This is a genomic window from Amycolatopsis sp. NPDC004747, from assembly GCF_053601335.1.
The window spans coordinates 370,922-392,826 of sequence record NZ_JBSGBQ010000005.1 but is presented as its reverse complement, the minus strand read 5'-3'; the positions used below and the strand labels follow the sequence as shown (position 1 = coordinate 392,826).

Sequence of the window (21,905 nt, the reverse complement as noted above, 5' to 3'; positions counted from 1 at the left end):
TTCAAGACGGACGGCCGCGCCGGTGCGACGCTGGCGGCATGTCCGTGAACCTTCCCGCGGCGGCGTCCTTCATGGCGACGCACGCCCGCCTCCTCGACCGGCGCCGCTTCGAGCTGCTCGAGGGCACGACGAGCGCCGACGCCGTGCTGGCCGCCGTCGACGGCTACCGCAACCCCGACGGCGGCTACGGCTGGGGCCTCGAGCCCGACCTGCGCGCCCCGGAAAGCCAGCCCGGCGGCGCCCTCCACGCCTTCGAGGTGTTCGAGGAGGTCGCCCCGGGCACGACACCGCACGCGGCGCAGCTCTGCGACTGGCTGGCCACGGCGTCCCGTCCGGACGGTGGCCTGCCGTTCGCCCTGCCCGTGGCGGACCCGGCCGGCTGCGCGCCCTTCTGGGCCCAGGCCGATCCGTCCGTGACCACCCTGCAGAGCACCGCGTTCACCGCCGGCGTGGCACTGCGCGTCGCCCGGCACGACCGGGCCGTCCGCGAGCACCCGTGGCTGGCCGCGGCGACGCGGTACTGCTTCCGCGCCATCCGCGAGCTTTCCTCGCCGCCGCACGCGATCGCGTTGTCCTTCGCGGTGCAGTTCGTGGACGCGGCCCACGAGTTCCACGAGGACGCACCCGCGCTGCTGGACCACCTCGCCGCGTTCGTCCCGGCCGACGGGCTGGCGCCGGTGGACGGTGGTTCGGACGGCGAAACCCTCCGTGCCCTGGACTTCGCGCCCCTGCCGGACCGCCCGGCGCGCGCGTTGTTCGCCGGCGACGTCGTCGACGCCGAGCTGCGGCGGCTCGCGGCCGCGCAGCAGGACGACGGCGGCTGGCGGGTGGACTTCGCGAGCTTCTCGCCCGCCGCGTCGCTCGAATGGCGGGGGTACGCGACTGTCCGTGCGGTGGCGATCCTGCGCCGTCACGGCCTCGCCTGAACTTCTACACGAGTGGCACTCAAGTTCACCCGACCGTGGTGAGTCGGGAGTGGACGACAGGCCGCGCCTTCCGGCGTGCGTGACCGAACGCGTACTGTGACGGCGAAGAACCGGTCCGGGGAGGTGAGGCATGGCGTCGCGCAACCCGTTGCGCTGGATCGCCCGGTGGGCGGACTGGTTCGAGGAACGCGGCGTGTACGTGCCCGGCGAGGAAAGCCGCGCGGTCGATCCCGTCCGGGATTTCGGCTGGCTGATGGCCGCCTGGGTGGCCGGCGTCGCGATCTTCATCCTGTTGTTCGCACTCGCGGTTTAAGTGGCATGTAGCCAGAGATTGTCACCAGCCGTGCCGTTCCGGTCACGGATTGGCCACGGGGTGGCACCAGGTGCGCGACAACCCCCGGTTGCGCCTCGTAACCGCGCGCGATCACGGCCAGAGTGGAGCGGGTTCCCGGCAATCCCCCGTTGCCGACGGCACCCGACCCGCCGACTGGAGTACCCGCAATGGCGCTCGCGCGCACCCGCAAGATCATGTTTGCCGCAGGACTGCTCGGCCTGGCGGTGGCGTGCGGGGTCCCCTCGGCTCGCGAAGGCACCGCGGCCCTCGGCGCGGCCGGCTCCCCGGCGGGTGCCGGCGCCTCGGCCTCCCCGGCGGGCAACGACCTCAAGTTCGGCGCGGACCACCGGTTCGCCAGCGGCCTCACCATCTCGGTCGGCTCCCCGCAGTCGTTCCGCCCCAGCCCGTCGGCGTACCCGCAGAGCCCGCGCGGCGCGGCCTTCGACGTCCAGCTGACCAACGACGGCTCGACGACGTACAAGCTCTCCGGCCTCAACGTCACGGCGACCGCGAGCGGCGCGGCGGTCAAGCAGGTCGTGGACACCACGCAGGGCTTCACCGGCATCACCGACGCGGGCAAGGACGTGCTGCCGGGCCGCTCGGTGCACCTCACGCTGGCGTTCGCGGTCCCGCGCGAGCAGACGCAGCTGCGGCTGCAGATCCGGCCGAGCGCGACGGAAGCCGCCGCGGTCACCTACTGCGGGCCGGCCTGACGTTAGGCTCGGGGCATGACCGAGCGCCTTTCCCCCGGTGACGAAGCCCCGGACTTCACCCTGCCCGACAGCGAGGGCAAGGAGGTGTCCCTGCGCGACTTCCGCGGCCGGTCGGTGGTGGTGTACTTCTACCCGGCGGCGAGCACCCCGGGCTGCACCAAGCAGGCCTGCGACTTCCGCGACAACCTCGCCGAGCTGAACGACGCCGGCTACCAGGTCGTCGGCATCTCGCCGGACACGCAGGCGAAGCTGGCGAAGTTCGTTTCGAACGAGGGCCTGACGTTCCCGCTGCTGGGCGACCCGGAGAAGTCGGTCATCGAAGCGTGGGGCGCGTACGGCGAGAAGAAGAACTACGGCAAGACGTACCTGGGCGTGATCCGTTCGACGTTCGTCGTCGACCCCGACGGCAAGATCGCCCACGCCTTCTACAACGTGCGGGCGACCGGCCACGTGGCGAAGCTGATCCGGGACCTCGGCCTGGCTTCCTGAACCGCGCCACCCGATCGCAGGCTTGTCCCCGCCCCGATCCACCGGAATCATCCGGCGGTCTGAGGGCGGGAGGACACGTTGACGAGCCTGGAGGGGCCGGCCCTGAAGCTGGGCAGCCAGATCGCTTCGGCCGCGGCGAAATCGTGGCTGCAGCGCCGGAAGGCCGGCGTCGCCCGGTCGGCGGACCTGGTCGACCTGGCGGCAGGTGAGCTGAAGGGTCCGCTGGAGCGGGCCAAGCTGGAGAACCTCGTCCAGCACATCGGCATGCAGGTGGCCGAGCAGCTGGAGCCGGTCCTCGCCGACCGCTTCTCGACGCTGCCGCCGCACGAGATCGAAGCGGCGTTCGTCGCCGTGGAAGACGCGCTCGCCAAGGCGGACCTGTCGGACTCGGCGTTGCTCGCGGCGGACGCGGATCCCGAGCGGCTGGCCCGCAAGATCCGCGGCAACCTCTCGCACGAGCGCCTGCTCGCCCCGAAGGCAGCCGCGCTGTACGAGCTCGCGCTGGACCAGTCGTGCCGCCACCTCGTGCAGGTGATCCGCCACCTGCCGTCGTTCCAGCCCCGCGCGCTCGCCGACGTCCTGGGCAGGCTGAGCCGCCAGAGCGACCAGCTCGAGGAGCTGCTGGCCCGGCTCCCCAAGACCAGTCTGGCGGCCCCGGAGGGCGTCGACCACGACGCCGAGTTCGAAGCGACGTACCTCCGCCTCCTGGCCCGCGACCTCGACCGCCTGGAGCTGCTGGGGTTGACGATGGACGATCAGCCGGCGTTGCCGTTGACGGTGGCTTACCTGAGCTTGAGCGTCTCGTCCGAAGGCGAACCACGGCGACCCGAGCGGCGCATGGACGAGCTGTGGTTCGAGAAGCGGCAGAACCGCGCGGGCAGCGCGAACATGCGGGTGGAGACGGCACTGAGCGGGGCCACGCACGTGCTGGTCCGCGGCGAGGCCGGCTCCGGGAAGACGACCCTCCTGGACTGGCTGGCGGTGACCGCGGCCCGCGCGGGCTTCACCGGCAAGCTGTCCGAGTGGAACGGCCGGGTCCCGTTTCCCGTCCGGCTGCGGAGTTTCGCGGCCGAGCCGTTGCCGCGGCCGGAGGAGTTCCTCGCGCACATCGCGCCGATGCTGGCCCCGCCGGAGGGCTGGGCTCGCCGGGTGCTCGACAGCGGCCGCGCGATGGTGCTGGTCGACGGCGTCGACGAGGTGGGGACCGGCCACCGCCGCGAGGTGAAGGCGTGGCTGCGCAAACTGTCCTCGGCGTTCCCGGACACGGTGATCGTGGTGACGTCCCGGACCGCGGCGGCCGACCAGCGCTGGCTGGCCCAGGAGGGCTTCGGCTGCGTCCTGCTGGAGCCGATGAGCGCGGAGGACATCGAGGCACTGGTGACCCGCTGGCACAAGGCGGCCGCGGCCGGGGGAACCGTGCGCGCGGGCACCGACCTCCCCGCGGTGCAAAGACGTCTGCTCAACCAGCTCGACTCGCGGCCACACCTGCGGACACTGGCGGCGAGCCCGTTGCTGTGCGCGATGTTGTGCGCGTTGAACCTGGCCCACCGGTCGGAGCTGCCGCGCGACCGGATGGATCTGTACCGCAAGGCGCTGTCGATGCTGTTGCACCTGCGGGACGCGGAACGCCGGATCGGCGTGATCCTGACGGAGGCGCAGAAGCAGATCCTGCTCGGAGACCTGGCTTGGCGGCTGTCACTGGCGTCGAAGGTGGAACTGCCGAAGGAGCGGGTGCTGTCGCACGTGGCACTGCGGTTGCCGTCCCTGCCGCATGTCGACCACACGCCTGCCGAGGTCTTGGACCATCTTTTGGAGCGCAGCGGCGTGTTGCGCGAGCCGGTGCGGGGCCGGGTGGATTTCGTGCACCGGACGTTCCAGGAGTGCTTGGCGGCGAACGAGGCGACAGAACAGGACCATCTGGAGACGTTGATCGACCGGGCGCATCTGGATACGTGGTGGGAGACGTTCGTGATGGCTTGTGGCCACGCGAAGCACCACCAGGTGGGGACGCTGCTGAGCGGGATCCTGGACCGGGCGGACGAAGAGCCCCGGCACGCCCGGCACTTGCGGCTGCTGGCGGCGGCGTCCCTGGAGACGGTGAGCAATGCGGATCCGGAGGTGCTCGCCCGGGTGGAAGCGGTGATCCGGGACCAGCTGGTACCACCGCGAAGCCTGAAGGAGACGCGATCGCTGGCGTCGATCGGGGAGCGGGTGCTGCGGTATCTGCCCGAGAACCTGGACGGTCTCTCGGACGCAGTCGCGGCAGCGTCGGTCCGCGCGGCGGCGCTGACCGCCGGCGCCGATGCGCTGAAACTGCTCGGCAACTACGCGCGAGACCCGCGCCCGGGGGTGCAGGACCAGCTGCTCCAAGCGTGGCAGTACTTCGACCCGGAACGCTACGCCGTCGAAGTACTGGCCGACTCACCGTTGGCCGACGGCGCCGCCCATCTGGAGACCGCACGGCTCCTGCCCTATGTACGGCGCTTGAAGAACCTGACCGATCTGCGGGTCAACCTCATCACCTCGGACACCCAGGCCGACCTCGGCGTGGTGGACGGCCTGCCGCACCTGAGCCACCTCGAGATGGACTTCCACCGGGAGGCGACCGTCAACCTCGCCCCCTTGGCACGCCATCCCGGCCTCGTCACCGTCGCCTTGTACTTCGCGCGCAGGTACACGCAGTTGCAGAGTTTGAAGAGCCTGCGGAAGCTGAAGAACCTGACGATCTACCGGAAGACGGCCTGGCGGAGCATCGAGGGCTTCGGCGGTTTGACCGGTCTCAGGCACCTCGCGCTCGACAAGCTGCACCTGATCGACAGCTTGGACCCACTGGCCTCACTGGAAAACCTGGACACCCTCGCCCTCTGGGAAATCCGGGTGAAAACGCTGGAGGCTTCGGCGGCCCTCACCGCACCCAAGGTGATCGGGCTTTACCAGTACGAGCCCAAGGACAACAGGCTGAGCGGCGAAACCATCGCGAAGTGCTTTCCCGCGATGAGAGCACTCAACGTCTACGGCATGGAGATCACCGATCTCCATGCCGTAGCCACGTCCCAGCTGCGGTCGCTGGTTCTCGATTCGCTCTCCGCGCCCGTCGATGTCGGCCCGCTGGCGGGCATGGAACTGACCATCGAGGCCAGGCGCACCGAGCTCATCGGCACCGAAAAGCTCGGCCCCGGCGTGGAACTCCTCTAAACCAGCTCCCGCAGCGCCGGCACCAGCGCCCGCAAAGCCAGCCCCCGGTGCGAAACCGCGTCCTTCTCCGCCGGCTCCATCTCCGCCGACGTCCGCGACTCCCCGTCCGGCCGGAAGATCGGGTCGTACCCGAACCCGTTCACCCCACGCCGTTCCCGCACGAGCGTCCCCCGCCACTCGCCGCGGACCACCGTCTCCTCCCCCGACGGCAGCACCAAAGCCGCCACGCAGACGAACTGCGCCCCGCGCCGCTCGTCCGGCACGTCCGAAAGCTGCCCCAGCACCAGATCCAGGTTCGCCTCGTCGTCACCGTGCCGCCCGGACCACCGCGCCGACAACACCCCCGGCATCCCGTTCAACGCATCGACAGCGATCCCCGAGTCGTCGGCGATGGCCGGCAGACCACAAGCGGCGACCGCGTCACGAGCCTTCGCCACCGCGTTGCCCTCGAAGTCCGGCGCCGTCTCAGGTGCCTCCGGGAACGGCGGCACGTCGGCCAGGCCGATGACCTCGAGACCGGAAAGGCCTTCCGCGGCGACGATCCGCCGCAGCTCGCCCAGCTTCTTCGCGTTGCGCGTCGCCAGGAGCAGCTTCGTCACTTCGAGCCCTTCTTCTTGTCCGGGCGCGGCTCCGGCAGCTCGCCCGGGTACGGCAGCGCCAGCGCCTCGTTCTGCAGGCGCGTCAGCTCCGCACACCCCGCCAGCGCCATGTCGAGCATCGTGTCCAAAGTGGACCTGGCGAACGTCGCGCCCTCGCCGGTGCCCTGGACCTCGATCAGGGTGCCCGCGTCCGTGGCCACCACGTTCATGTCGACCTCGGCGCGCGAGTCCTCTTCGTACGGCAGGTCCAGCCGGACCCGGCCGTCGACCACGCCGACGCTCACCGCCGCCACCGAGGACGACAGCGGCTGCGGGTCGTTCAGGCGGTTCGCCGCGCCCAGCCAGGTGATCGCGTCCGCCAGTGCCACGTAACCGCCGGTCACCGCCGCCGTGCGGGTGCCGCCGTCGGCCTGGATGACGTCGCAGTCGATGACGATCGTGTTCTCGCCCAGCGCCGCCAGGTCGATGCAGGCGCGCAGGGACCGGCCGATCAGCCGGGAGATCTCGTGCGTGCGGCCGCCGATCCGGCCCTTCACCGACTCGCGGTCACCGCGGGTGTTGGTCGCCGACGGCAGCATCGCGTACTCCGCCGTCACCCAGCCGAGGCCGGAACCGGCCCGCCAGCGCGGCACCCCTTCGGTGACGCTCGCCGCGCACAGCACCCGCGTGTTGCCGAATTCGATCAGCACCGACCCCGCCGGCCACTGCTGGAACCCGCGGGTGATCTTGATGTCGCGGAGCTGGTCGTCGGTCCTGCCATCTTTACGAGCCACAGGTGCACTCTATGACCGCCCGCTCAGACGTCGTAGACGGCACCCTGCTTGACGACCTCGGCACCCGGGAACGCGACCGACGCCTCGGCCAGCACCGCCCCGGCGTCGGTCCACGGCGCGATGTGCGTCAGCAGCAGCCGCCCGACACCGGCGTCGCGCGCCAGCTCGCCGGCCTGCTTGCCCGACAGGTGCACCCCGGCCGGCCGCTCCGCCGAGTCCGTCCAGGACGCTTCGGCGAGCAGCAGGTCGACGCCGTCGGCGAGCTCGTTCAGCGACGGGCACGGTCCGGTGTCGCCGGTGAACGCGAGGATCCGGCCGCCGTAGGAGATCCGCAGGCCGTACGCCGGGGTCGGGTGGTCGACCTCGACCGCGACGACCTCGAACGGCCCGATCCGGAACGGCTCCGGCCGCAGCGGGTGGAAGTCGTAGACGTCGGAGAGGTCCGTGACGGCCCGCTCGGTCTCGTTGGGCGCGTACGCGTTGGCCAGCCGGACCGGGGCGTCCGGCGGGGCGTACAGCGGCAGCAGCCGCGGGCGCGCCGGGTACGGCGGCGCCGGGTGGTAGCGCCGCAGGACGGTGAGCGCGCTGACGTCGGCGCAGTGGTCCGGGTGCAGGTGCGTGAGCACCAGCGCGTCCAGGTCGAACGGGTCGGCCACGGCCTGCAGCTGCGCGAGCGTGCCGTTGCCGAGTTCGAGGCCGAGCAGGAAGCCCTCGGCCTCGATCAGGTAACCGGACGCGGCGGTGTTCGGCCCGGGGATGCTGCCGGAGCACCCGAGGATGGTCAGTCGCACGACGACACCCTAAGCGTCGGCCGCCGCGATCACGCGGTGGTGGGAGCGAGGACACCCGGGGCGAACCCCATGAACCGCTGGGCGAGCCGGGTGAACGGCTCGGCGGAGCCGGTGGCGAGGAACTCGTGCCGCGGCGGGGTCTTCCGCGCGGTCAGCAGGTCCTGTTCGGTGAGCACGCGGACCAGGTCCTTGGCCGTCTCGTCCGCGCTGGAAACGAGGGTGACCTCCTGGCCCATCACGATCTGCAGCACGCCCTGCAGCAACGGGTAGTGCGTGCAGCCGAGCACGAGCGTGTCGACCTGGGCGTCGAGCAGCGGCTGGAGGTAGCCCTGCGCCAGCCCGAGCACCTGGCGCCCGGTCGTGATGCCGCGCTCGACGAAGTCGACGAACCGCGGGCAGGCGACGCTGGTGAGCGTGATGTCCGGCGCCGCGGCGAAGGCGTCTTCGTAGGCCCGCGACCGCACGGTGCCCTCGGTGCCGATCACGCCGACGCGGCCGGTGTGCGTCGCCACGACGGCGCGGCGCGCGGCGGGCAGGACGACCTCGATCACCGGGACGTCGTAGCGCTCGCGCGCGTCGCGCAGGCAGGCCGCGGACGCCGTGTTGCAGGCGATCACCAGTGCCTTCACCCCGCTCTCCACCAGCTCGTCGAGCGCCGCGAGGGCGTAGCTGCGGGCGGTGGCGATCGGGAGCGGGCCGTACGGGTTGTGGGCCGTGTCGCCGACGTAGCGGAGCTGCTCGGCGGGCAGCTGCTCGAGGATCGCCCGCGCGACCGTCAGCCCGCCGACGCCGGAATCGAACACGCCGATCGGGGCATCAGCGGGCGGAGACGTCACCCTTCGAGGTTACCCGGGACGGCCTTGCGGGAGCGGCGGGTGGTCAGCCAGGCCGCGAGGACGCCGGCCAGCGCGCCGAAGAGGTGACCCTGCCAGGAGACACCGGGGTTGCCCGGCAGCAGGCCGGCCAGCATCCCGCTCCACACGCCGAGCAGGACGACGGCGACCACGATCTGCCCGGCCGCGCGGTTGAACAGGCCGCGGACCAGCAGGTAGGCGAGCCAGCCGAAGGCCAGCCCGGACGCGCCGACGGTGACGCCGTCCGACGGCCCGAGCAGCCACACACCGAGCCCGGAAACCACCCAGATGATGGCCGTGACCAGCGCGAACCGGCCGATCCCCGCGGCCATCGCGAGGAACGAAAACACGAGGACGGGGACGGTGTTCGCGAACAGGTGCGACCAGCCGGCGTGCAGCACCGGCGCGAACAGCACGCCGTCCAGCCCGGACAGCGCCCGCGAATGGATGCCGCCCTGGTCCAGGTCGCCCGGGAGGATGACGTCGACCAGCTCGACCAGGTACAGCAGCAGGGTGAACGACAGCGCGACGATCGCGGCCGCCACCGGTTTCGGCGGCAGCACGCGCTTGGCCGCGGCGGTTTCCGGGGCGGGGTTCAAGGTGCTCACGCTTTCGAGGCTAGGCGGGCCACGGCCGCGCCACCTCGGGTGAAATCCCTGATCCGGGAGTTTTGTCGGTGGTCACCGCTAGCTTGTCCGGCATGGGGAACTTCGACGTCACCGGATACCTGCAGCGGCTCGGCCTCGGTGCGGAACCGCCGAGCCCGCCGGCGCTGCGGCGCCTGCACGCGGCGCACGTGGAGCGCGTGCCGTACGAGCCGCTGGAGATCCAGCTCGGGCGGCCGACCTCGCTCGAGCCGTCGGCGTCGCTGGCGCGGATCCTGCGCGGCCGCGGCGGGTACTGCTACCACCTCAACGGCGCGTTCTCCGCCCTGCTGCACGCACTCGGCTACCAGGTGACGCGGCACTTCGGCGGGGTGCAGGGCGCGGCGGCGGACGCGCCGAACGTCGACCGCAACCACCTGGCCCTCACCGTCACCGGCCTGCCCGGCGACCCGTCGGCGAGCTGGCTGGTGGACGTCGGGCTGGGCGACGGCATCCACGAGCCGCTGCCCCTCCGGGAAGGCACCTACGTGCAGGGGCCGCACACCTACCGGCTGCGGCCCTCGGAGGTGGCGCCGGGCGGCTGGCGGTTCGACCACGACCCCTCGGGCAGTTTCGCGGGCTTCGACTTCGCGCCCGGTCCCGCGGAGCTGGCCGGCTTCGCCGAGAAGCACGCGTGGCTGTCGACGGCGCCGGAGTCCGGGTTCGTGCGGGTCTGCGTGCTGCAGCGGCGGGACGCGACCGGCGTCGACACCCTGCGGGCGCTGACGCTGAACCGCCACGGCGTCCGGGAGCTGGTCGAGTCACCGGAGGACTGGTGGACGGCGGCCGCGGACGTGTTCGGCATCCCGGCGGCGCAGTTCACGGCCGAGGAGCGCGAGCGGCTGTGGCGGCAGTGCGTCGCGCAGCACGAGGCTCACGTCGGCGGCAGCGGCAGCGAGGTGGTGCCCAGCGCGTAGTCCACCGCCGCCTCGGCGTGCAGGCGGGTCGTGGGGAACGTGGGCACCGGGCTGTCCTCCGGGCCGACCAGCAGCTCGATCTCGGTGCAGCCGTAGATGACGCCCTCGGCACCGGCGTCGGCCAGCCGGGCGATCACGCCGCGGTAGGCCTCGCGGGACTCGGGCTTCACGACGCCGAGCACCAGCTCGTCGTAGATGATCCGGTGCACGAGGTCGCGGTCTTCGGCGCCGGGCACGAGCACGTCGAGACCGTGCGCGGCGAGGCGGTCGCGGTAGAAGGGCTGCCCCATGGTGAACCCGGTGCCGAGCAGCCCGACGCGGCGGACACCGGCGGTCCTGATGGCCGCGGCGGTGGCGTCGCCGAGGTGCAGCAGCGGGATCCCGAGGCCCTCCGCCAGCCGGTCGGCGACCTTGTGCATGGTGTTGGTGCAGAGCACGACGAAATCGGCCCCGGCGGCTTCGAGGGCCTTCGCGGCCCGGTTCAGCTCGGCACCGGCGTCGTCCCAGCGGCCGTCGGCCTGCATGGCTTCGATGGCGGCGAAGTCGACGGAGTAGAGCACGGTGTGCGCCGAGTGGAACCCGCCGAGCAGGGTCTTCACCCGCTCGTTGACCAGCCGGTAGTACTCGATCGAGGATTCCCAGCTCATCCCGCCGAGCAGCCCGATGACCTTCATGATGTCCAGCATGCCCGAACTGCGCACGGCGTTCGCCGGGGTTTCGAACGTCCTGGTCACCGACGGAAGCTCGGCCGTCCTGGTCGACGGCTTCTTCTCCCGGCCGTCCCCGCTGAAGATGGCGACGCGCGTGGCGCCCGACCGGACGCGGATCGCCGAGGCCCTGCGGCGCCTCGGTGTCGCCGAGCTGGACGCCGTCCTGGTCGCGCACTCCCACCTCGACCACGTGCTGGACGCACCGATCGTCGCCGAGCTGACCGGCGCCACGCTCGCCGGCTCGCGCTCGACCCGGATGGTCCAGGAGGGCTACGGCCTGGCCGCCGAGCCGTTCGCGGAACTGGTGCCGGGCGAGCCCGTCGAGTTCGGTGCCTTCACGGTGACGCCGGTCGGCGCCGAGCACAGCGCCGGCGACCGGGTGCCCGGCGAGATCACGGAGCCGGTCCGGCTGCCGGCCAGGGCGAAGGCCTTCAAGACCGGGCGGTGCTACTCGTTCCACATCGCCCACCCGGCGGGGCGGGTGCTGGTCCACGCGTCGGCGAACTTCGTGCCCGGCGCGCTGGCGGGTCACCGGGCCGACGTCGTCTACCTCGGTGTCGGGCAGGCGGGGAAGCAGACCGAACGATGGCGGGAGCGGTACTGGCGCGAGACCGCCGGGGCCGTCGGCGCGCGGACCGTCCGGCCGATCCACTGGGACGCGTTCTGGCGGCCGCTGAGCAAGCCGCTCAAGCGCCTGCCGAAGGCGTTCGACGACCTGGGCGCCACCATGGCCACCTTCGAGCGGTTGGCCGATGGCGTCGACCTGGCCCTGCCCGAGCTGTGGCGGCTCGAGTAGCTCAGGCCCAGAGCTGCCCGTCGAGCCGCTCGGCCGCCTCGTCGAGCGACCCGGCGTAGGCCCCCGTGGAGAGGTACTTCCACCCGGCGTCGGCGACGACGAACGCCACGTCCGCCTGCTCGCCACGGGCCGCGGCCTTCTCGGCCACCGCCAGCGCCGCGTGCAGCACCGCGCCCGTCGAGATGCCCGCGAAGATGCCTTCGTGCTCCAGCAGCTCACGGGTGCGCCGCAGCGCGTCGTACGCGCCCACGGAGTACCGCCCGTTGAGCACCGAAGCGTCGTACAGCTCCGGCACGAACCCCTCGTCGAGGTTGCGCAGCCCGTACACCAGCTCGCCGTAGCGCGGCTCGGCCGCGATGATCTGGACGTCCGGCTTGGCCTCGTGCAGGTAGCGGCCGACGCCGACCAGCGTGCCGGTCGTGCCGAGGCCGCCGACGAAGTGCGTCAGCGTCGGCAGGTCCTTGAGCAGCTCCGGGCCGGTGCCGCGGTAGTGCGCGTCGGCGTTGGCCGGGTTGCCGTACTGGTAGAGCATCACCCAGTCGGGGTTCGCCTCGGCCAGCTCCTTGGCCCGCCGGACGGCCTCGTTCGAGCCGCCCGCGGCCGGAGAGAAGACGATCCGGGCGCCGTAGGCCTGCAGCAGCTGCTTGCGCTCGGTGGAGGTGTTCTCCGGCATCACGCAGACCAGCCCGTAGCCCTTGAGCTTGGCGGCCATGGCCAGCGAGATGCCGGTGTTGCCGGACGTCGGCTCCAGGATCGTGGAGCCGCGCCGCAGCTTGCCTTCACGCTCGGCGGCTTCGATCATGGCCAGCGCGGGCCGGTCCTTGATCGAGCCGGTCGGGTTGCGGTCCTCCAGCTTCGCCCACAGGCGCACGTCGTGCGTCGGGGAGAGCCGGGGCAGCCCGACCAGCGGGGTGCCGCCGAGCGCGTCGAGCAGGGACTCGAAGCGAGCCATCGATCAGCCACCGGCCACGGCGGGGAGGATGGTCAGGGTGTCGCCGTCCTTGACCTCGGCCTCGAGCCCGCCGGCGAAGCGCACGTCCTCGTCGTTGACGTAGACGTTGATGAAGCGGTGCAGCTTCTCCTCCTTGACCAGGCGCGCCTTGAGGCCGGCGTGCCGGGACTCGACGTCGTCGATGACCTCGAGGACGGTCGCGCCCTTCGCCTCGACGGACTTCTCGCCGCCGGTGTGGGTGCGCAGGATCGTCGGGATGGAGACGGTCACGGCCATGGGTTCTTACCTCCGGTGGTTTCCTAGACGCAGACGCCTTCGGCGCGCGGTTTGTTCCGGTTCCTCAGTCGATGATCTCGACCGGCTCCTCGGTGATCTCGGCGTCCACGATCCGGTACGACCGGAACTCGTGCACTTCTGGGTCGCGGGTGGAGACGAGCACGTAGTGCGCGTCCGGCTCGGCGGCGATGTTCGCGTCGGTCCGCGACGGGTAGGCCTCGGTCGCGGTGTGCGAGTGGTAGATCACCACCGGCACCTCGTCGTTCGCGGCCATCTCGCGGTAGAGCTTCAGCAGGTCACCGGAGTCGAACTCGTAGAACGTCGGCGACCGGGCCGCGTTCAGCATCGGGATGAACCGCTCGGGGGAATCCGAGCCCTCGGGCCCGGCGATCACCCCGCACGCCTCGTCGGGGTGGTCACGACGGGCGTGGGCGACGATCTCGTCGACGAGTTCACGGCGGATCCGGAGCACACCGACATCTTAGGTGGTGGACAAGGCGCGTCCAGATGGTGAGACATACCGCTCACCAGGCATTCCTGGGACACTGGGCCGATGCCGTTGTCGTCGAAGGTGCGCGACCGGTGCCGGATGTACCTCGGCACGGACGAGCGGATCCAGTACCTGATCCCCACGATGTCGTACTATGTGAACCGCATGCGCGCCCGGGTCGGCTTCCTGATCATGGTGACCGACCGGCACGTCACGCTCCTGGCCTGCAGCCGCTGGACCCTGAACCGGCCGAAGCAGATCTGGGAGCGCCTGCCGCGCAACACCGTGCTGGGCCCGCTGGACATCCACCCGTCACTCGGGCCGATCCTGTCCGTCGCCGGCCTCGACCTCGAGGTCGACGAGGAGTACATCGCGGCGATCCGGGCGGCGAACCTCGAGATCAGCGGTGACGCCCTGCCCGAAGACCCCTATCCGGGCTGAAACGCCTCCGGCCAGACGTCCCGGTAGGCGGGCACCCCACCGGCCGTGGTCGCCGCCAGAAGCCCGTGCACCATCGCCCGGGCGAACACCCGCGCGGCCGCCGAGCACAGCGCGTCCAGCGCCGCCGGCCGGGCCGCCGCGCCGAACGGGCCACTCGCTTCGGGGAGCTCCCGCGCGCCCGTGGCCAGCGCGAACACCGTGTCGCCGTCGAACATCGTGTGGGCCGGGCGCACCGCCCGCGCCAGCCCGTCCTGGGCCGCGACCGCGATCCGCCGCGCTTCGGCCTTCGACAGGGCCGCGTCGACCGCGACCACGCCGATCGTCGTGTTGAGGTCCGTCCGCCGTGAAGGCAGGTCAGCGGGCCGCGAAGGCCACTTCACCCCGAAGTCGCCGTGATCGGCCGCGTATGCCCGGCCCGTCGAGAGGTCCACGGCCTCGCCGGCCGCGTTCACCGCCGCCAGCGCGCCCACGGTGAACTCGCCCACGACCTCGCTCGCCGACCCGATCCCGCCCTTCAGCGACCCCACGGCCGCCCCGGCGCCCGCCCCGACCGTGCCCTGCGCGAAGGAGTCCGAAGCCGCTTCGCAGGCCGCGTACCCGAAGGACGCGTCCGGCCGGTTGCCCCACTCGCTGCGCGGCAGGTCGAACAGCACGGCCGCGGGCACGATCGGCACGACCTCGTGGGGCTGCGCCCCGACCGGGAAGCCCAGGTTGCGCTCCGCGAGCCACCGCATCACGCCGTCGGCCGCGGCGAGGCCGTACGCCGAGCCACCCGACAGGCACACCGCGTTGACCCGCTGCACCAGGTTCTCCGGCTCCAGCAGGTTCGTCTCCCGCGTGCCGGGCGCGCCGCCGCGCTGGTCGACCGCGCCGACCGCGCCCTCGGGCACCAGGACCACCGTCGTCCCGGTGGCCCAGCCGTCGCCGACCCGCTCGTGGTGCCCGACCAGGACACCCGGCACGTCGGTGATCATCCCGTCAGCGCCTGGATCAGCGTCTCCTGCACCCAGGTCAGCCAGTGGTAGACGCCGAGGTGCGGCGCCCGCGGGTCGTCCTCGGGCAGCTCGTCGGGCATGTCCTCGGTGACGTCGAGCGCGGTGCCCAGGGCCAGCCGGACGTCGTTGAGCGCGCCCAGCCAGGCGTCGGCCTGCTCCTCGGTCAGCCGGACGTGGCCGCCGTCGCGCGGCAGCGTGTCGAGCACGATCTTGGCCACGCCGACCTTGATGTCGAGCAGCTCCGGCTCGTGCAGCGACCGCATCGCCGCGACCGAGTCGATGTCCTCCCGCGACGGGTTGTCCGGGTCGAGCTTGTGGAAGTCCGGGAGCAGCCGCGAGAGCACCGGGTCGTCCGGGGACTCGGTGGGACCGGTCCGGATGCCGGTGAGCTCGGCGAGCTCGTCCTGGGGCGCCTCCTCGGCCCGCGCGGTGAGCATGTCCTCGAGCTGGCTGACCAGCCCGCGCAGGACGGCCGCCTCCTGCTGTTCGAACCCCGCGTGGATCACCGCGCCCTTGCGCCGCCAACCGTTCACGAGGGCTGCTCCATGGTCGCCCAGAGGCCCGCCGCGTGGAGTTTCGCCACGTCCGTCTCCACCTTCTCCTTGCTGCCGGACGAGACGATCGCCTTGCCCTTGTGGTGCACGTCCAGCATCAGCTTGGTGGCGTGGTCGCGGCTGTAGCCGAACAGCTTCTGGAAGACGTACGTCACGTACGACATCAGGTTGACCGGGTCGTTCCACACCACGGTCCGCCACGGTGTGTCCGACTCGGCGACTTCGGCACCGGCCGGTTCGACCTGCGTCTGTTCGGATGCGACAGGCGTGGACATGCACCCCATGGTGTCACGGGGGTCACGGGGTACGCCGCGCCAGGTCCGGCCATGTGGGTGAATAGGCTTACCCCATGGGTTCACCGGAGCCGGTCACGGCCAGCACTGCGCTGCTCACCGACCACTACGAGCTGACCATGCTGGGCAGCGCGCTCGCCGACGGGACGCACGCGCGGCCCTGCGTGTTCGAAGTTTTCGCCAGGAGGCTCCCGGACGGCCGCCGCTACGGCGTCGTCGCGGGCACCGCCCGGGTGCTCGACGCGATCGCCGACTTCCGGTTCACCGACGCCGAACTGGCGCAGCTGGAGGCCACCGCGGTGGTCGACGAGGCGACGCTCGCCTGGCTGGCGGACTACGAGTTCTCCGGTGACATCGACGGCTACCCCGAGGGCGAGCTGTACTTCCCCGGCTCGCCGATCCTCACCGTCACCGGTTCGTTCGGCGAATGCGTGCTGCTGGAGACGCTGGTGCTGTCGATCCTCAACCACGACAGCGCCATCGCGTCGGCCGCGGCCCGGATGTCGGGCGCCGCGCACGGCCGCCCGATCATCGAGATGGGCGGCCGCCGCACGCACGAGTACGCCGCGGTCGCGGCCGCCCGCGCCGCCTACCTGGCCGGTTTCGCGACGACGTCCAACCTGGAAGCCGGGCGCCGCTACGGCATCCCGACGCGCGGCACCGTCGCGCACGCCTTCATGCTGCTGCACGACAGCGAGGAGGCGGCCTTCCGCGCCCAGGTGGACAAGATGGGCCCGGACACGACGCTGCTGGTCGACACCTACGACATCACCGCGGGCATCGAGACGGCGGTCCGCGTCGCCGGGCCCGAGCTCGGCGCGATCCGGATCGACTCCGGCGACGTCGGCCCGCTCGCCCGCCGCGCCCGCGAGCAGCTGGATTCCCTCGGGGCGAAGGACACCCGGATCGTGGTCTCCGGCGACCTCGACGAGCACGCCATCGCGGCGCTGCGCGCGGAGCCGGTGGACGCCTACGGTGTCGGCACGTCCGTGGTCACCGGGTCCGGCGCGCCGACCGCCGGCATGGTCTACAAGCTGGTCGAAGTGGACGGCAAGCCGGTCGCCAAGCGCAGCGCGCACAAGGAGTCCCGCGGCGGCCGCAAGTCCGCGCTGCGGCGCCACCGCGGCACCGGCACGGCGGTCGAGGAGGTCGTCTGGACGACCTCCGGTTCCGCGCCCGAGCCGGACGCCAACGACCGGCCGCTGCAGATCCCCCTGATCCGCGCTGGCCGTCCGGAGGCCGACCTGCCTACGCTCGACGACGCCAGGCAACGGCTGCGCCGCGGCCTGGTCAGCCTGCCGTGGGAGGGCCTCAAGCTTTCGCACGGCGAGCCCGCCATCCCGACGCTGTTCCTCTGAGAGGGAGTTCGACCGATGGGTACCGCGCTGATCGTGGTGGACGTGCAGAACGACTTCTGCGAAGGGGGTTCGCTCGGCCTGCCGGGCGGGGCCGCCGCGGCCGCCGGCATCTCGAAGCAGGCCGCCGAGGGCGGGTACAGCCACGTCGTGGCGACCCGGGACAACCACATCGACCCGGGTGACCACTTCAGCGAGACGCCGGACTTCAAGGACAGCTGGCCGGTGCACTGCGTCGCCGGCACGGCGGGCGCGTCGTTCCACGCCGCGCTCGACGTCGTCCCGATCGGCGAGGTGTTCTCCAAGGGCGAGTACAGCGCCGCCTACTCCGGCTTCGAGGGCGCGGCCCGCGACGGGAAGTCGCTGGAAGCCTGGCTGCGCGAGCACGACGTGACCGACGTCGACGTGGTCGGCATCGCGACGGACTTCTGCGTCCGCGCGACGGCCCTCGACGCGAAGAAGGCCGGCTTCGGCGTGCGGGTGCTGCTGGACCTGACCGTCGGCGGCTCGCAGCCGACCGTCGACGCGACGCTGAAGGACTTCGACGAGGCGGGCGTCGCGTACACCGGCACCGCCGTCGTCGGCCCGGCCGCGTGAAGGACCTGCGGGCGGCGCTGGCGGAACACCGGCTCGTCGCGATCCTGCGGGCCGGCGACGCGTCACGGTTCGCCGACGCCGCGATGGTGCTGCACGCGGCGGGCGTCCGGCTGCTCGAAGCCACGCTGACCACGCCGGGGGCGCCCGCGGCCATCACCGCGCTGCGCCTGGCGCTCGGCGAGGACGCGCTGGTCGGCGCGGGCAGCGTCCGCGAACCGTCCGATGTGGACATCGCGGTGGACGCCGGTGCCGCGTACCTGATCACGCCGACGGTCAACCCGGCGGTGCTCGAGCGCGCCGCCGCCCTGGACACGCCGGTGGTCTGCGGCGCGCTGACGCCGACGGAGATCGACCAGGCCTGGCGGCTCGGCGCGGCCGCGGTGAAGGTGTTCCCGGTCGCGGCCGTCGGCGGGATCGCGTACCTGCGCGCGGTCCGGGCGCCGCTGCCGGACGTCCCGCTGGTGCCCACCGGCGGCGTCCACCTGACCGACGTCGAGGGCTACCTGCGCGCGGGCGCGATCGCGGTCGCCGCGGCGACGCCGTTGCTGGGCGACGCGCTGTCCTCCGGCGGGAGCCTGCCGGACCTGGCCACCCGGGCCGGCGAGTTCGTCGCGGCGGCGGCCCGCTTCACGACCACCTGAGCTACTTCTTGCCGAACGGGTCGCAGGCGGCCGTGCCCAGGTAGATGTCGCCGCTCGCCGGGCCGCCCTGCGGGAACAGCTTGATGTGCACCGCGTGCGTCACCAGGCTGCCGTCCGGCGGCTGGGGCGTCACGGTCTCGTTGAGCACGACCGTCGCCAGCGCGGTGCCGGCGGCGCCCCCGGGGATGACGATCCGGTAGTTCGGCGGGATCTCCCCCGGCACGGTGACCCCCTCCACGGCGCCGACCGCCACCTCGCCGAGGCTGCCGGTCGCCGTCGTCGCGCACTTCGCCGAGTAGGTGCGGACGGTGATCTCCGGACCGCCGTAGCGCTTCAGCACGGTCGCTTTGAAGCGCCGCCCGGACGCCTGGGCGATCGACACCTCGCCGGACCGCCCGCAGCCGGTGTCGCCGGCGCCGAACACGGCGACGTCGCCCGTGGCACCCCCCTGCGTCCAGCCCCGGTAGGGGCCGTCGACCGTGCATTTCGCCAGTTCACCGGTGACGATCTGCTCGTTGTCGATGGTCACGGCCACCGAGCCGGACGACGCCCATCCGGTGGACGTCACGGGGGCCGCCGCGCCCAGGAGCGGGACGGCCAGCGCCGTCACGGCCAGCAACCGGTATGTCCTTTTCCTGGCGTTCCGCATGCTCGGGCCTCCACGGTCGGCGGGACAGATCGCAGCCATGCCCTTCGTCATCGGCCGGTCCGGCGGCCGCCCTGATCGGGTCCACCCGGACGAGTGGCCGGTGAGGAACGCAACTCGGCGGGTCCACGGGACGGTAACGAGCGTTAACCTCGGTCGTCGCCTGTTCACCCTGGGAGGTTTCGTGACTTCGCTGTCCTTCGCCGGCAAGCGGCCCGTGCTGGCCGACCTCGTGCCCGGTTCGCTCGTGCGGGACATCGCGCTGGTCGCCGGCGGTGCCGTGCTCACCGGCGCCGCCGCGCAGCTGACGATCCCGGTGCCGGGCAGCCCGGTGCCGATGACCGGCCAGACGTTCGCCGCGCTGCTCGTCGGCGCCTCGCTCGGCATGTCGCGCGGTGCCGCCTCGATGCTCGTCTACCTGCTGGTCGGCGCCGTCGGCGTGCCGTGGTTCCAGCACGGTACCGCGGGCCTGTCCGGCGCCAGCGCCGGCTACATCGTCGGGTTCGTCTTCGCCGGCGCCCTGGTCGGCGCGCTGGCCGGCCGCGGCGGCGACCGGACGCCGGTGCGCACCGCGGGCACCATGGTGCTCGGCAACCTGGTGATCTACGCGTTCGGCGTGCCGTGGCTGATGGCCTCGACCGGGTTCGACCTGCCGACCGCGTTCGCCAAGGGCGTGACGCCGTTCCTGGCCGGGGACGCGATCAAGATCGTCGTCGCCGCCGGCCTGCTGCCGCTGACCTGGAAGCTGGTTTCCGGCCGCAAGCAGGACTGACGCTCGCCGGGGGACCTCCCGCCCGGGAGGTCCCCCGCGACGCGAGTGGCCCGTTCGCGACGGAGCACCGATCTCTGTCGGTGGTGGCGGCTAATGTGTCGCTGTGCCCGCCCGAACCGATTTCCCCGGCGTCCTCGAACTCCTCACCCACGCGGTGGAGTCCGTCGGCGGTGCCGAACGTCCAGGGCAGGTGCAGATGGCCGATGCCGTCGGCCGTGCCATCCGCACCGGCGAGCACCTGGCCGTGCAGGCCGGCACCGGTACCGGCAAGTCACTGGCCTACCTCGTGCCCGCGATCCGCCATGCTGTCGAGAAGGAGGCCACGGTCGTGGTCTCCACGGCCACGATCGCGCTGCAGCGCCAGCTCGTCGACCGCGACCTGCCGCGCCTGGCGAAGGCGCTGAAGAAGCCGCTCGGCCGCGAGCCGACCTTCGCGATCCTCAAGGGCCGTCGCAACTACATGTGCCTGCACCGGCTGGATTCCGGCGCGCCGGACGAGCCGGAGGACGCCCAGCTCTTCGACCCGTTCGCGGTGTCCCGGCTGGGCAAGGAGGTCACGAGGCTGCGGGAGTGGGCGTCGGACACCGAAACCGGCGACCGCGACGAGCTCGTCCCCGGCGTCTCCGACCAGGCGTGGCGGCAGGTTTCGGTGACGGCGAAGGAATGTCTCGGCGCTTCGCGCTGTCCGATCGGCACGGACTGCTTCGCCGAGAAGGCACGCGCCGAGGCCGGCCGCGCGGACGTCATCGTCACCAACCACGCGCTGCTGGCGATCGACGCGCTGCAGGGCTACCAGGTCCTGCCGGACCACGACGTGGTGATCATCGACGAGGCCCACGACCTGGTCGACCGGGTCACCTCGGTCGCCACCGGCGAGCTGACCAGCGCGATGTGCGCGTCGGCCGCGCGCCGCTGCGGCAAGCTGATCGACGCCGACGTCGCCGACCGCCTGCTGGAGGCGGGCGACGGGCTGGCGCTGATCGTCGACGACCTGCCCGCGGGCCGGATGGACGAGCTGCCGCGGCCGCTGCGGGGCGCGATCCCGGCGGTGCGCGACGCCGCGCACGCGTGCATCACGGCGCTGGGCAGCGACCGCAAGGAGGACGTCGAGGGGGCGACGGCGCGCAAGCTGGCGCGGTCGCTGCTCGACGAGGTGCACGACACCGCCGTCCGACTGCTGGAGGCGTTCGACGAAGACCAGGCGCACCAGCGTGACGTCGTCTGGCTCTCCGGCGACAAGTACTCGTCGAACCCGCGGCCGCCGGCCCTGAAAGTGGCGCCGCTGGGCGTTGCCGGCCTCCTGCGGGAGCGCGTGTTCAACCAGCACACGACGATCCTGACGTCGGCAACGCTGACCCTGGGCGGCACGTTCGACACGATGGCGCGCCAGTGGGGCCTCCCGCCGGGCGCGGCCCGGGTGGAGCAGGCGCCGGGCGCCGCGACGGAGAAGGAAGCGCCGTCGGACGACTCGGGCCCCAAGTGGACCGGCCTGGACGTCGGTTCGCCGTTCGACCACCGGCGCAACGGCATCCTGTACCTGGCCAAGCACCTGCCGCCGCCGGGCCGCGACGGCCTCACGCCGTCCACAATGGACGAGCTGGCCGAGCTGATCGAGGCCGCGGGCGGGCGCACCCTCGGGCTGTTCTCCTCCATGCGGGCGGCCAAGCAGGCCACCGAGGAGATGCGCGAGCGGCTGGACTTCCCGATCCTGTGCCAGGGCGACGACGCGACGTCCCTGCTGGTGCAGAAGTTCTCCGAGGACGTCCGCACGTGCCTGTTCGGCACGCTTTCGCTGTGGCAGGGCGTGGACGTGCCCGGGCCGTCGCTGCAGCTGGTGGTGGTCGACCGGATCCCGTTCCCGCGCCCGGACGACCCGGTGTCCTCGGCCCGGCAGCGCGCGGTGGAAGCCCGCGGCGGCAACGGGTTCCTCACCGTGGCGGCCACGCATGCCGCGTTGCTGCTCGCGCAGGGCACCGGGCGGCTGCACCGGGCGGTCAGTGACCGCGGGGTGGTGGCGGTGCTGGATTCGCGGCTGGCGAACGCCCGCTACGGCGGTTTCCTGCGTGCGTCGCTGCCGCCGTTCTGGCCCACGATGGACCCGAAGGTGGTGCGGGAGGCGCTGCGCCGGCTCGACGCAGCCGCGCCCGCGTGA

At 72.2% G+C, this 21,905-nt stretch carries 26 protein-coding genes; 13 read left to right on the top strand and 13 right to left on the bottom strand.

All coding sequences use genetic code 11. The features are described from left to right. Positions 1–38 precede the first annotated feature (38 nt). The 5 genes from ACWEGE_RS10850 to ACWEGE_RS10830 all read left to right on the top strand — a co-directional run bounded on the left by ACWEGE_RS10850 (position 39) and on the right by ACWEGE_RS10830 (position 5,657). A complete protein-coding gene (locus ACWEGE_RS10850) occupies positions 39–926 on the top strand; it encodes a hypothetical protein (RefSeq protein ID WP_449660224.1) in 888 nt (295 codons plus the stop codon). A 130-nt stretch (positions 927–1,056) separates the two neighbouring features. Continuing rightward, positions 1,057–1,239, top strand: coding sequence for a hypothetical protein (locus ACWEGE_RS10845; RefSeq protein ID WP_410616069.1), 183 nt, complete (start codon positions 1,057–1,059; stop codon positions 1,237–1,239). A 188-nt stretch (positions 1,240–1,427) separates the two neighbouring features. Continuing rightward, complete coding sequence (locus tag ACWEGE_RS10840) at positions 1,428–1,973, top strand: hypothetical protein (RefSeq protein WP_449660223.1); 546 nt, start codon at positions 1,428–1,430, stop codon at positions 1,971–1,973. A gap of 15 nt (positions 1,974–1,988) precedes the next feature. Next, the gene (gene bcp, locus ACWEGE_RS10835) at positions 1,989–2,462 is read left to right on the top strand and encodes a thioredoxin-dependent thiol peroxidase (RefSeq protein ID WP_449660222.1); all 474 of its coding nucleotides are present in this window, start codon (positions 1,989–1,991) and stop codon (positions 2,460–2,462) included. 78 nt (positions 2,463–2,540) lie between these two features. Further along, positions 2,541–5,657, top strand: coding sequence for an NACHT domain-containing protein (locus ACWEGE_RS10830; protein ID WP_449660221.1), 3,117 nt, complete (start codon positions 2,541–2,543; stop codon positions 5,655–5,657). Here ACWEGE_RS10830 and rdgB read toward each other — a convergent pair. The 5 genes from rdgB to ACWEGE_RS10805 are packed head-to-tail and all read right to left on the bottom strand — an operon-like array spanning position 5,654 to position 9,282. Next, positions 5,654–6,256 (bottom strand): RdgB/HAM1 family non-canonical purine NTP pyrophosphatase, encoded by a 603-nt coding sequence (gene rdgB / locus ACWEGE_RS10825; RefSeq protein ID WP_449660220.1) that lies wholly within the window; start codon positions 6,254–6,256, stop codon positions 5,654–5,656. The genes ACWEGE_RS10830 and rdgB overlap by 4 nt on opposite strands. Continuing rightward, positions 6,253–7,029 (bottom strand): ribonuclease PH, encoded by a 777-nt coding sequence (rph, locus tag ACWEGE_RS10820; RefSeq protein ID WP_091317310.1) that lies wholly within the window; start codon positions 7,027–7,029, stop codon positions 6,253–6,255. The genes rdgB and rph overlap by 4 nt, the downstream gene beginning before the upstream one ends. Positions 7,030–7,052: 23 nt before the next feature. After that, a complete protein-coding gene (locus ACWEGE_RS10815) occupies positions 7,053–7,820 on the bottom strand; it encodes an MBL fold metallo-hydrolase (protein WP_449660219.1) in 768 nt (255 codons plus the stop codon). Positions 7,821–7,849: 29 nt separating this feature from the next. Continuing rightward, complete coding sequence (murI, locus tag ACWEGE_RS10810) at positions 7,850–8,656, bottom strand: glutamate racemase (protein WP_449660218.1); 807 nt, start codon at positions 8,654–8,656, stop codon at positions 7,850–7,852. After that, positions 8,653–9,282: a rhomboid family intramembrane serine protease gene (locus ACWEGE_RS10805; RefSeq protein ID WP_449660217.1), complete on the bottom strand. Its 630-nt coding sequence runs from the start codon at positions 9,280–9,282 to the stop codon at positions 8,653–8,655. The genes murI and ACWEGE_RS10805 overlap by 4 nt, the downstream gene beginning before the upstream one ends. A 92-nt stretch (positions 9,283–9,374) precedes the next feature. On the opposite strand from ACWEGE_RS10805, the gene ACWEGE_RS10800 reads away from it, so the two are divergent. Beyond that, complete coding sequence (locus tag ACWEGE_RS10800) at positions 9,375–10,235, top strand: arylamine N-acetyltransferase family protein (protein ID WP_449660216.1); 861 nt, start codon at positions 9,375–9,377, stop codon at positions 10,233–10,235. Here the strand turns inward: ACWEGE_RS10800 and ACWEGE_RS10795 are convergent. Then, entirely contained in the window at positions 10,193–10,909 is a 717-nt protein-coding gene (locus tag ACWEGE_RS10795; RefSeq protein ID WP_449660274.1) for an aspartate/glutamate racemase family protein, read from the bottom strand. The two genes, ACWEGE_RS10800 and ACWEGE_RS10795, sit on opposite strands and share 43 nt — an antisense overlap. A 10-nt stretch (positions 10,910–10,919) precedes the next feature. On the opposite strand from ACWEGE_RS10795, the gene ACWEGE_RS10790 reads away from it, so the two are divergent. After that, positions 10,920–11,741: an MBL fold metallo-hydrolase gene (locus tag ACWEGE_RS10790; protein WP_449660215.1), complete on the top strand. Its 822-nt coding sequence runs from the start codon at positions 10,920–10,922 to the stop codon at positions 11,739–11,741. Position 11,742: 1 nt separating this feature from the next. Here ACWEGE_RS10790 and ACWEGE_RS10785 read toward each other — a convergent pair whose 3' ends face one another. From ACWEGE_RS10785 to ACWEGE_RS10775, 3 genes are all read right to left on the bottom strand, one after another. After that, entirely contained in the window at positions 11,743–12,693 is a 951-nt protein-coding gene (locus tag ACWEGE_RS10785; RefSeq protein ID WP_176175261.1) for a PLP-dependent cysteine synthase family protein, read from the bottom strand. Positions 12,694–12,696: 3 nt separating this feature from the next. After that, a complete protein-coding gene (locus ACWEGE_RS10780; protein WP_176175260.1) occupies positions 12,697–12,969 on the bottom strand; it encodes a MoaD/ThiS family protein in 273 nt (90 codons plus the stop codon). Between the two features lie 64 nt (positions 12,970–13,033). After that, a complete protein-coding gene (locus tag ACWEGE_RS10775; RefSeq protein ID WP_410567957.1) occupies positions 13,034–13,441 on the bottom strand; it encodes a Mov34/MPN/PAD-1 family protein in 408 nt (135 codons plus the stop codon). 81 nt (positions 13,442–13,522) lie between these two features. Between ACWEGE_RS10775 and ACWEGE_RS10770 the strand changes: the two genes are divergently transcribed. Beyond that, positions 13,523–13,900 carry a hypothetical protein gene (locus ACWEGE_RS10770; protein ID WP_449660214.1) on the top strand — a complete coding sequence of 126 codons (378 nt, stop codon included), beginning with the start codon at positions 13,523–13,525 and terminating at the stop codon, positions 13,898–13,900. On the opposite strand, the gene ACWEGE_RS10765 is transcribed toward ACWEGE_RS10770, so the two are convergent. The 3 genes from ACWEGE_RS10765 to clpS are packed head-to-tail and all read right to left on the bottom strand — an operon-like array spanning position 13,888 to position 15,724. Then, positions 13,888–14,874 carry a P1 family peptidase gene (locus ACWEGE_RS10765; RefSeq protein WP_449660213.1) on the bottom strand — a complete coding sequence of 329 codons (987 nt, stop codon included), beginning with the start codon at positions 14,872–14,874 and terminating at the stop codon, positions 13,888–13,890. The two genes, ACWEGE_RS10770 and ACWEGE_RS10765, sit on opposite strands and share 13 nt — an antisense overlap. Next, on the bottom strand, positions 14,871–15,428 hold the full coding sequence (locus ACWEGE_RS10760) for a DUF2017 domain-containing protein (RefSeq protein ID WP_043776746.1): 558 nt from the start codon (positions 15,426–15,428) through the stop codon (positions 14,871–14,873). Before ACWEGE_RS10760 ends, ACWEGE_RS10765 begins: the two co-directional genes overlap by 4 nt. Next, entirely contained in the window at positions 15,425–15,724 is a 300-nt protein-coding gene (clpS, locus tag ACWEGE_RS10755; protein WP_004560461.1) for an ATP-dependent Clp protease adapter ClpS, read from the bottom strand. Before clpS ends, ACWEGE_RS10760 begins: the two co-directional genes overlap by 4 nt. A 74-nt stretch (positions 15,725–15,798) precedes the next feature. Here clpS and ACWEGE_RS10750 point away from each other — a divergent pair, with 74 nt between their 5' ends. The 3 genes from ACWEGE_RS10750 to ACWEGE_RS10740 are packed head-to-tail and all read left to right on the top strand — an operon-like array spanning position 15,799 to position 18,335. After that, entirely contained in the window at positions 15,799–17,100 is a 1,302-nt protein-coding gene (locus ACWEGE_RS10750; protein WP_449660212.1) for a nicotinate phosphoribosyltransferase, read from the top strand. Positions 17,101–17,115: 15 nt separating this feature from the next. Next, positions 17,116–17,694 carry an isochorismatase family protein gene (locus ACWEGE_RS10745; RefSeq protein ID WP_364255659.1) on the top strand — a complete coding sequence of 193 codons (579 nt, stop codon included), beginning with the start codon at positions 17,116–17,118 and terminating at the stop codon, positions 17,692–17,694. Then, a complete protein-coding gene (locus ACWEGE_RS10740) occupies positions 17,691–18,335 on the top strand; it encodes a bifunctional 4-hydroxy-2-oxoglutarate aldolase/2-dehydro-3-deoxy-phosphogluconate aldolase (protein ID WP_449660211.1) in 645 nt (214 codons plus the stop codon). Before ACWEGE_RS10745 ends, ACWEGE_RS10740 begins: the two co-directional genes overlap by 4 nt. A 1-nt stretch (position 18,336) precedes the next feature. Here ACWEGE_RS10740 and ACWEGE_RS10735 read toward each other — a convergent pair whose 3' ends face one another. After that, positions 18,337–18,954 carry a choice-of-anchor P family protein gene (locus ACWEGE_RS10735; RefSeq protein WP_449660273.1) on the bottom strand — a complete coding sequence of 206 codons (618 nt, stop codon included), beginning with the start codon at positions 18,952–18,954 and terminating at the stop codon, positions 18,337–18,339. Between the two features lie 211 nt (positions 18,955–19,165). Between ACWEGE_RS10735 and ACWEGE_RS10730 the strand changes: the two genes are divergently transcribed. Further along, on the top strand, positions 19,166–19,753 hold the full coding sequence (locus ACWEGE_RS10730; protein ID WP_449660210.1) for a biotin transporter BioY: 588 nt from the start codon (positions 19,166–19,168) through the stop codon (positions 19,751–19,753). 103 nt (positions 19,754–19,856) lie between these two features. Beyond that, on the top strand, positions 19,857–21,905 hold the full coding sequence (locus ACWEGE_RS10725) for an ATP-dependent DNA helicase (protein ID WP_449660209.1): 2,049 nt from the start codon (positions 19,857–19,859) through the stop codon (positions 21,903–21,905).

Bases quoted from the DNA above. Each gene is read 5' to 3' on its own strand.
- ACWEGE_RS10840 (WP_449660223.1), top strand. From the start codon at position 1,428: ATGGCGCTCGCGCGCACCCGCAAGATCATGTTTGCCGCAGGACTGCTC.
- ACWEGE_RS10785 (WP_176175261.1), bottom strand. From the start codon at position 12,693: ATGGCTCGCTTCGAGTCCCTGCTCGACGCGCTCGGCGGCACCCCGCTG.
- ACWEGE_RS10750 (WP_449660212.1), top strand. From the start codon at position 15,799: ATGGGTTCACCGGAGCCGGTCACGGCCAGCACTGCGCTGCTCACCGAC.
- ACWEGE_RS10770 (WP_449660214.1), top strand. From the start codon at position 13,523: ATGCCGTTGTCGTCGAAGGTGCGCGACCGGTGCCGGATGTACCTCGGC.
- ACWEGE_RS10790 (WP_449660215.1), top strand. From the start codon at position 10,920: ATGCCCGAACTGCGCACGGCGTTCGCCGGGGTTTCGAACGTCCTGGTC.
- clpS (WP_004560461.1), bottom strand. From the start codon at position 15,724: ATGTCCACGCCTGTCGCATCCGAACAGACGCAGGTCGAACCGGCCGGT.
- ACWEGE_RS10845 (WP_410616069.1), top strand. From the start codon at position 1,057: ATGGCGTCGCGCAACCCGTTGCGCTGGATCGCCCGGTGGGCGGACTGG.
- ACWEGE_RS10765 (WP_449660213.1), bottom strand. From the start codon at position 14,874: ATGATCACCGACGTGCCGGGTGTCCTGGTCGGGCACCACGAGCGGGTC.
- bcp (WP_449660222.1), top strand. From the start codon at position 1,989: ATGACCGAGCGCCTTTCCCCCGGTGACGAAGCCCCGGACTTCACCCTG.
- ACWEGE_RS10850 (WP_449660224.1), top strand. From the start codon at position 39: ATGTCCGTGAACCTTCCCGCGGCGGCGTCCTTCATGGCGACGCACGCC.
- ACWEGE_RS10745 (WP_364255659.1), top strand. From the start codon at position 17,116: ATGGGTACCGCGCTGATCGTGGTGGACGTGCAGAACGACTTCTGCGAA.
- ACWEGE_RS10780 (WP_176175260.1), bottom strand. From the start codon at position 12,969: ATGGCCGTGACCGTCTCCATCCCGACGATCCTGCGCACCCACACCGGC.
- ACWEGE_RS10800 (WP_449660216.1), top strand. From the start codon at position 9,375: ATGGGGAACTTCGACGTCACCGGATACCTGCAGCGGCTCGGCCTCGGT.
- ACWEGE_RS10795 (WP_449660274.1), bottom strand. From the start codon at position 10,909: ATGAAGGTCATCGGGCTGCTCGGCGGGATGAGCTGGGAATCCTCGATC.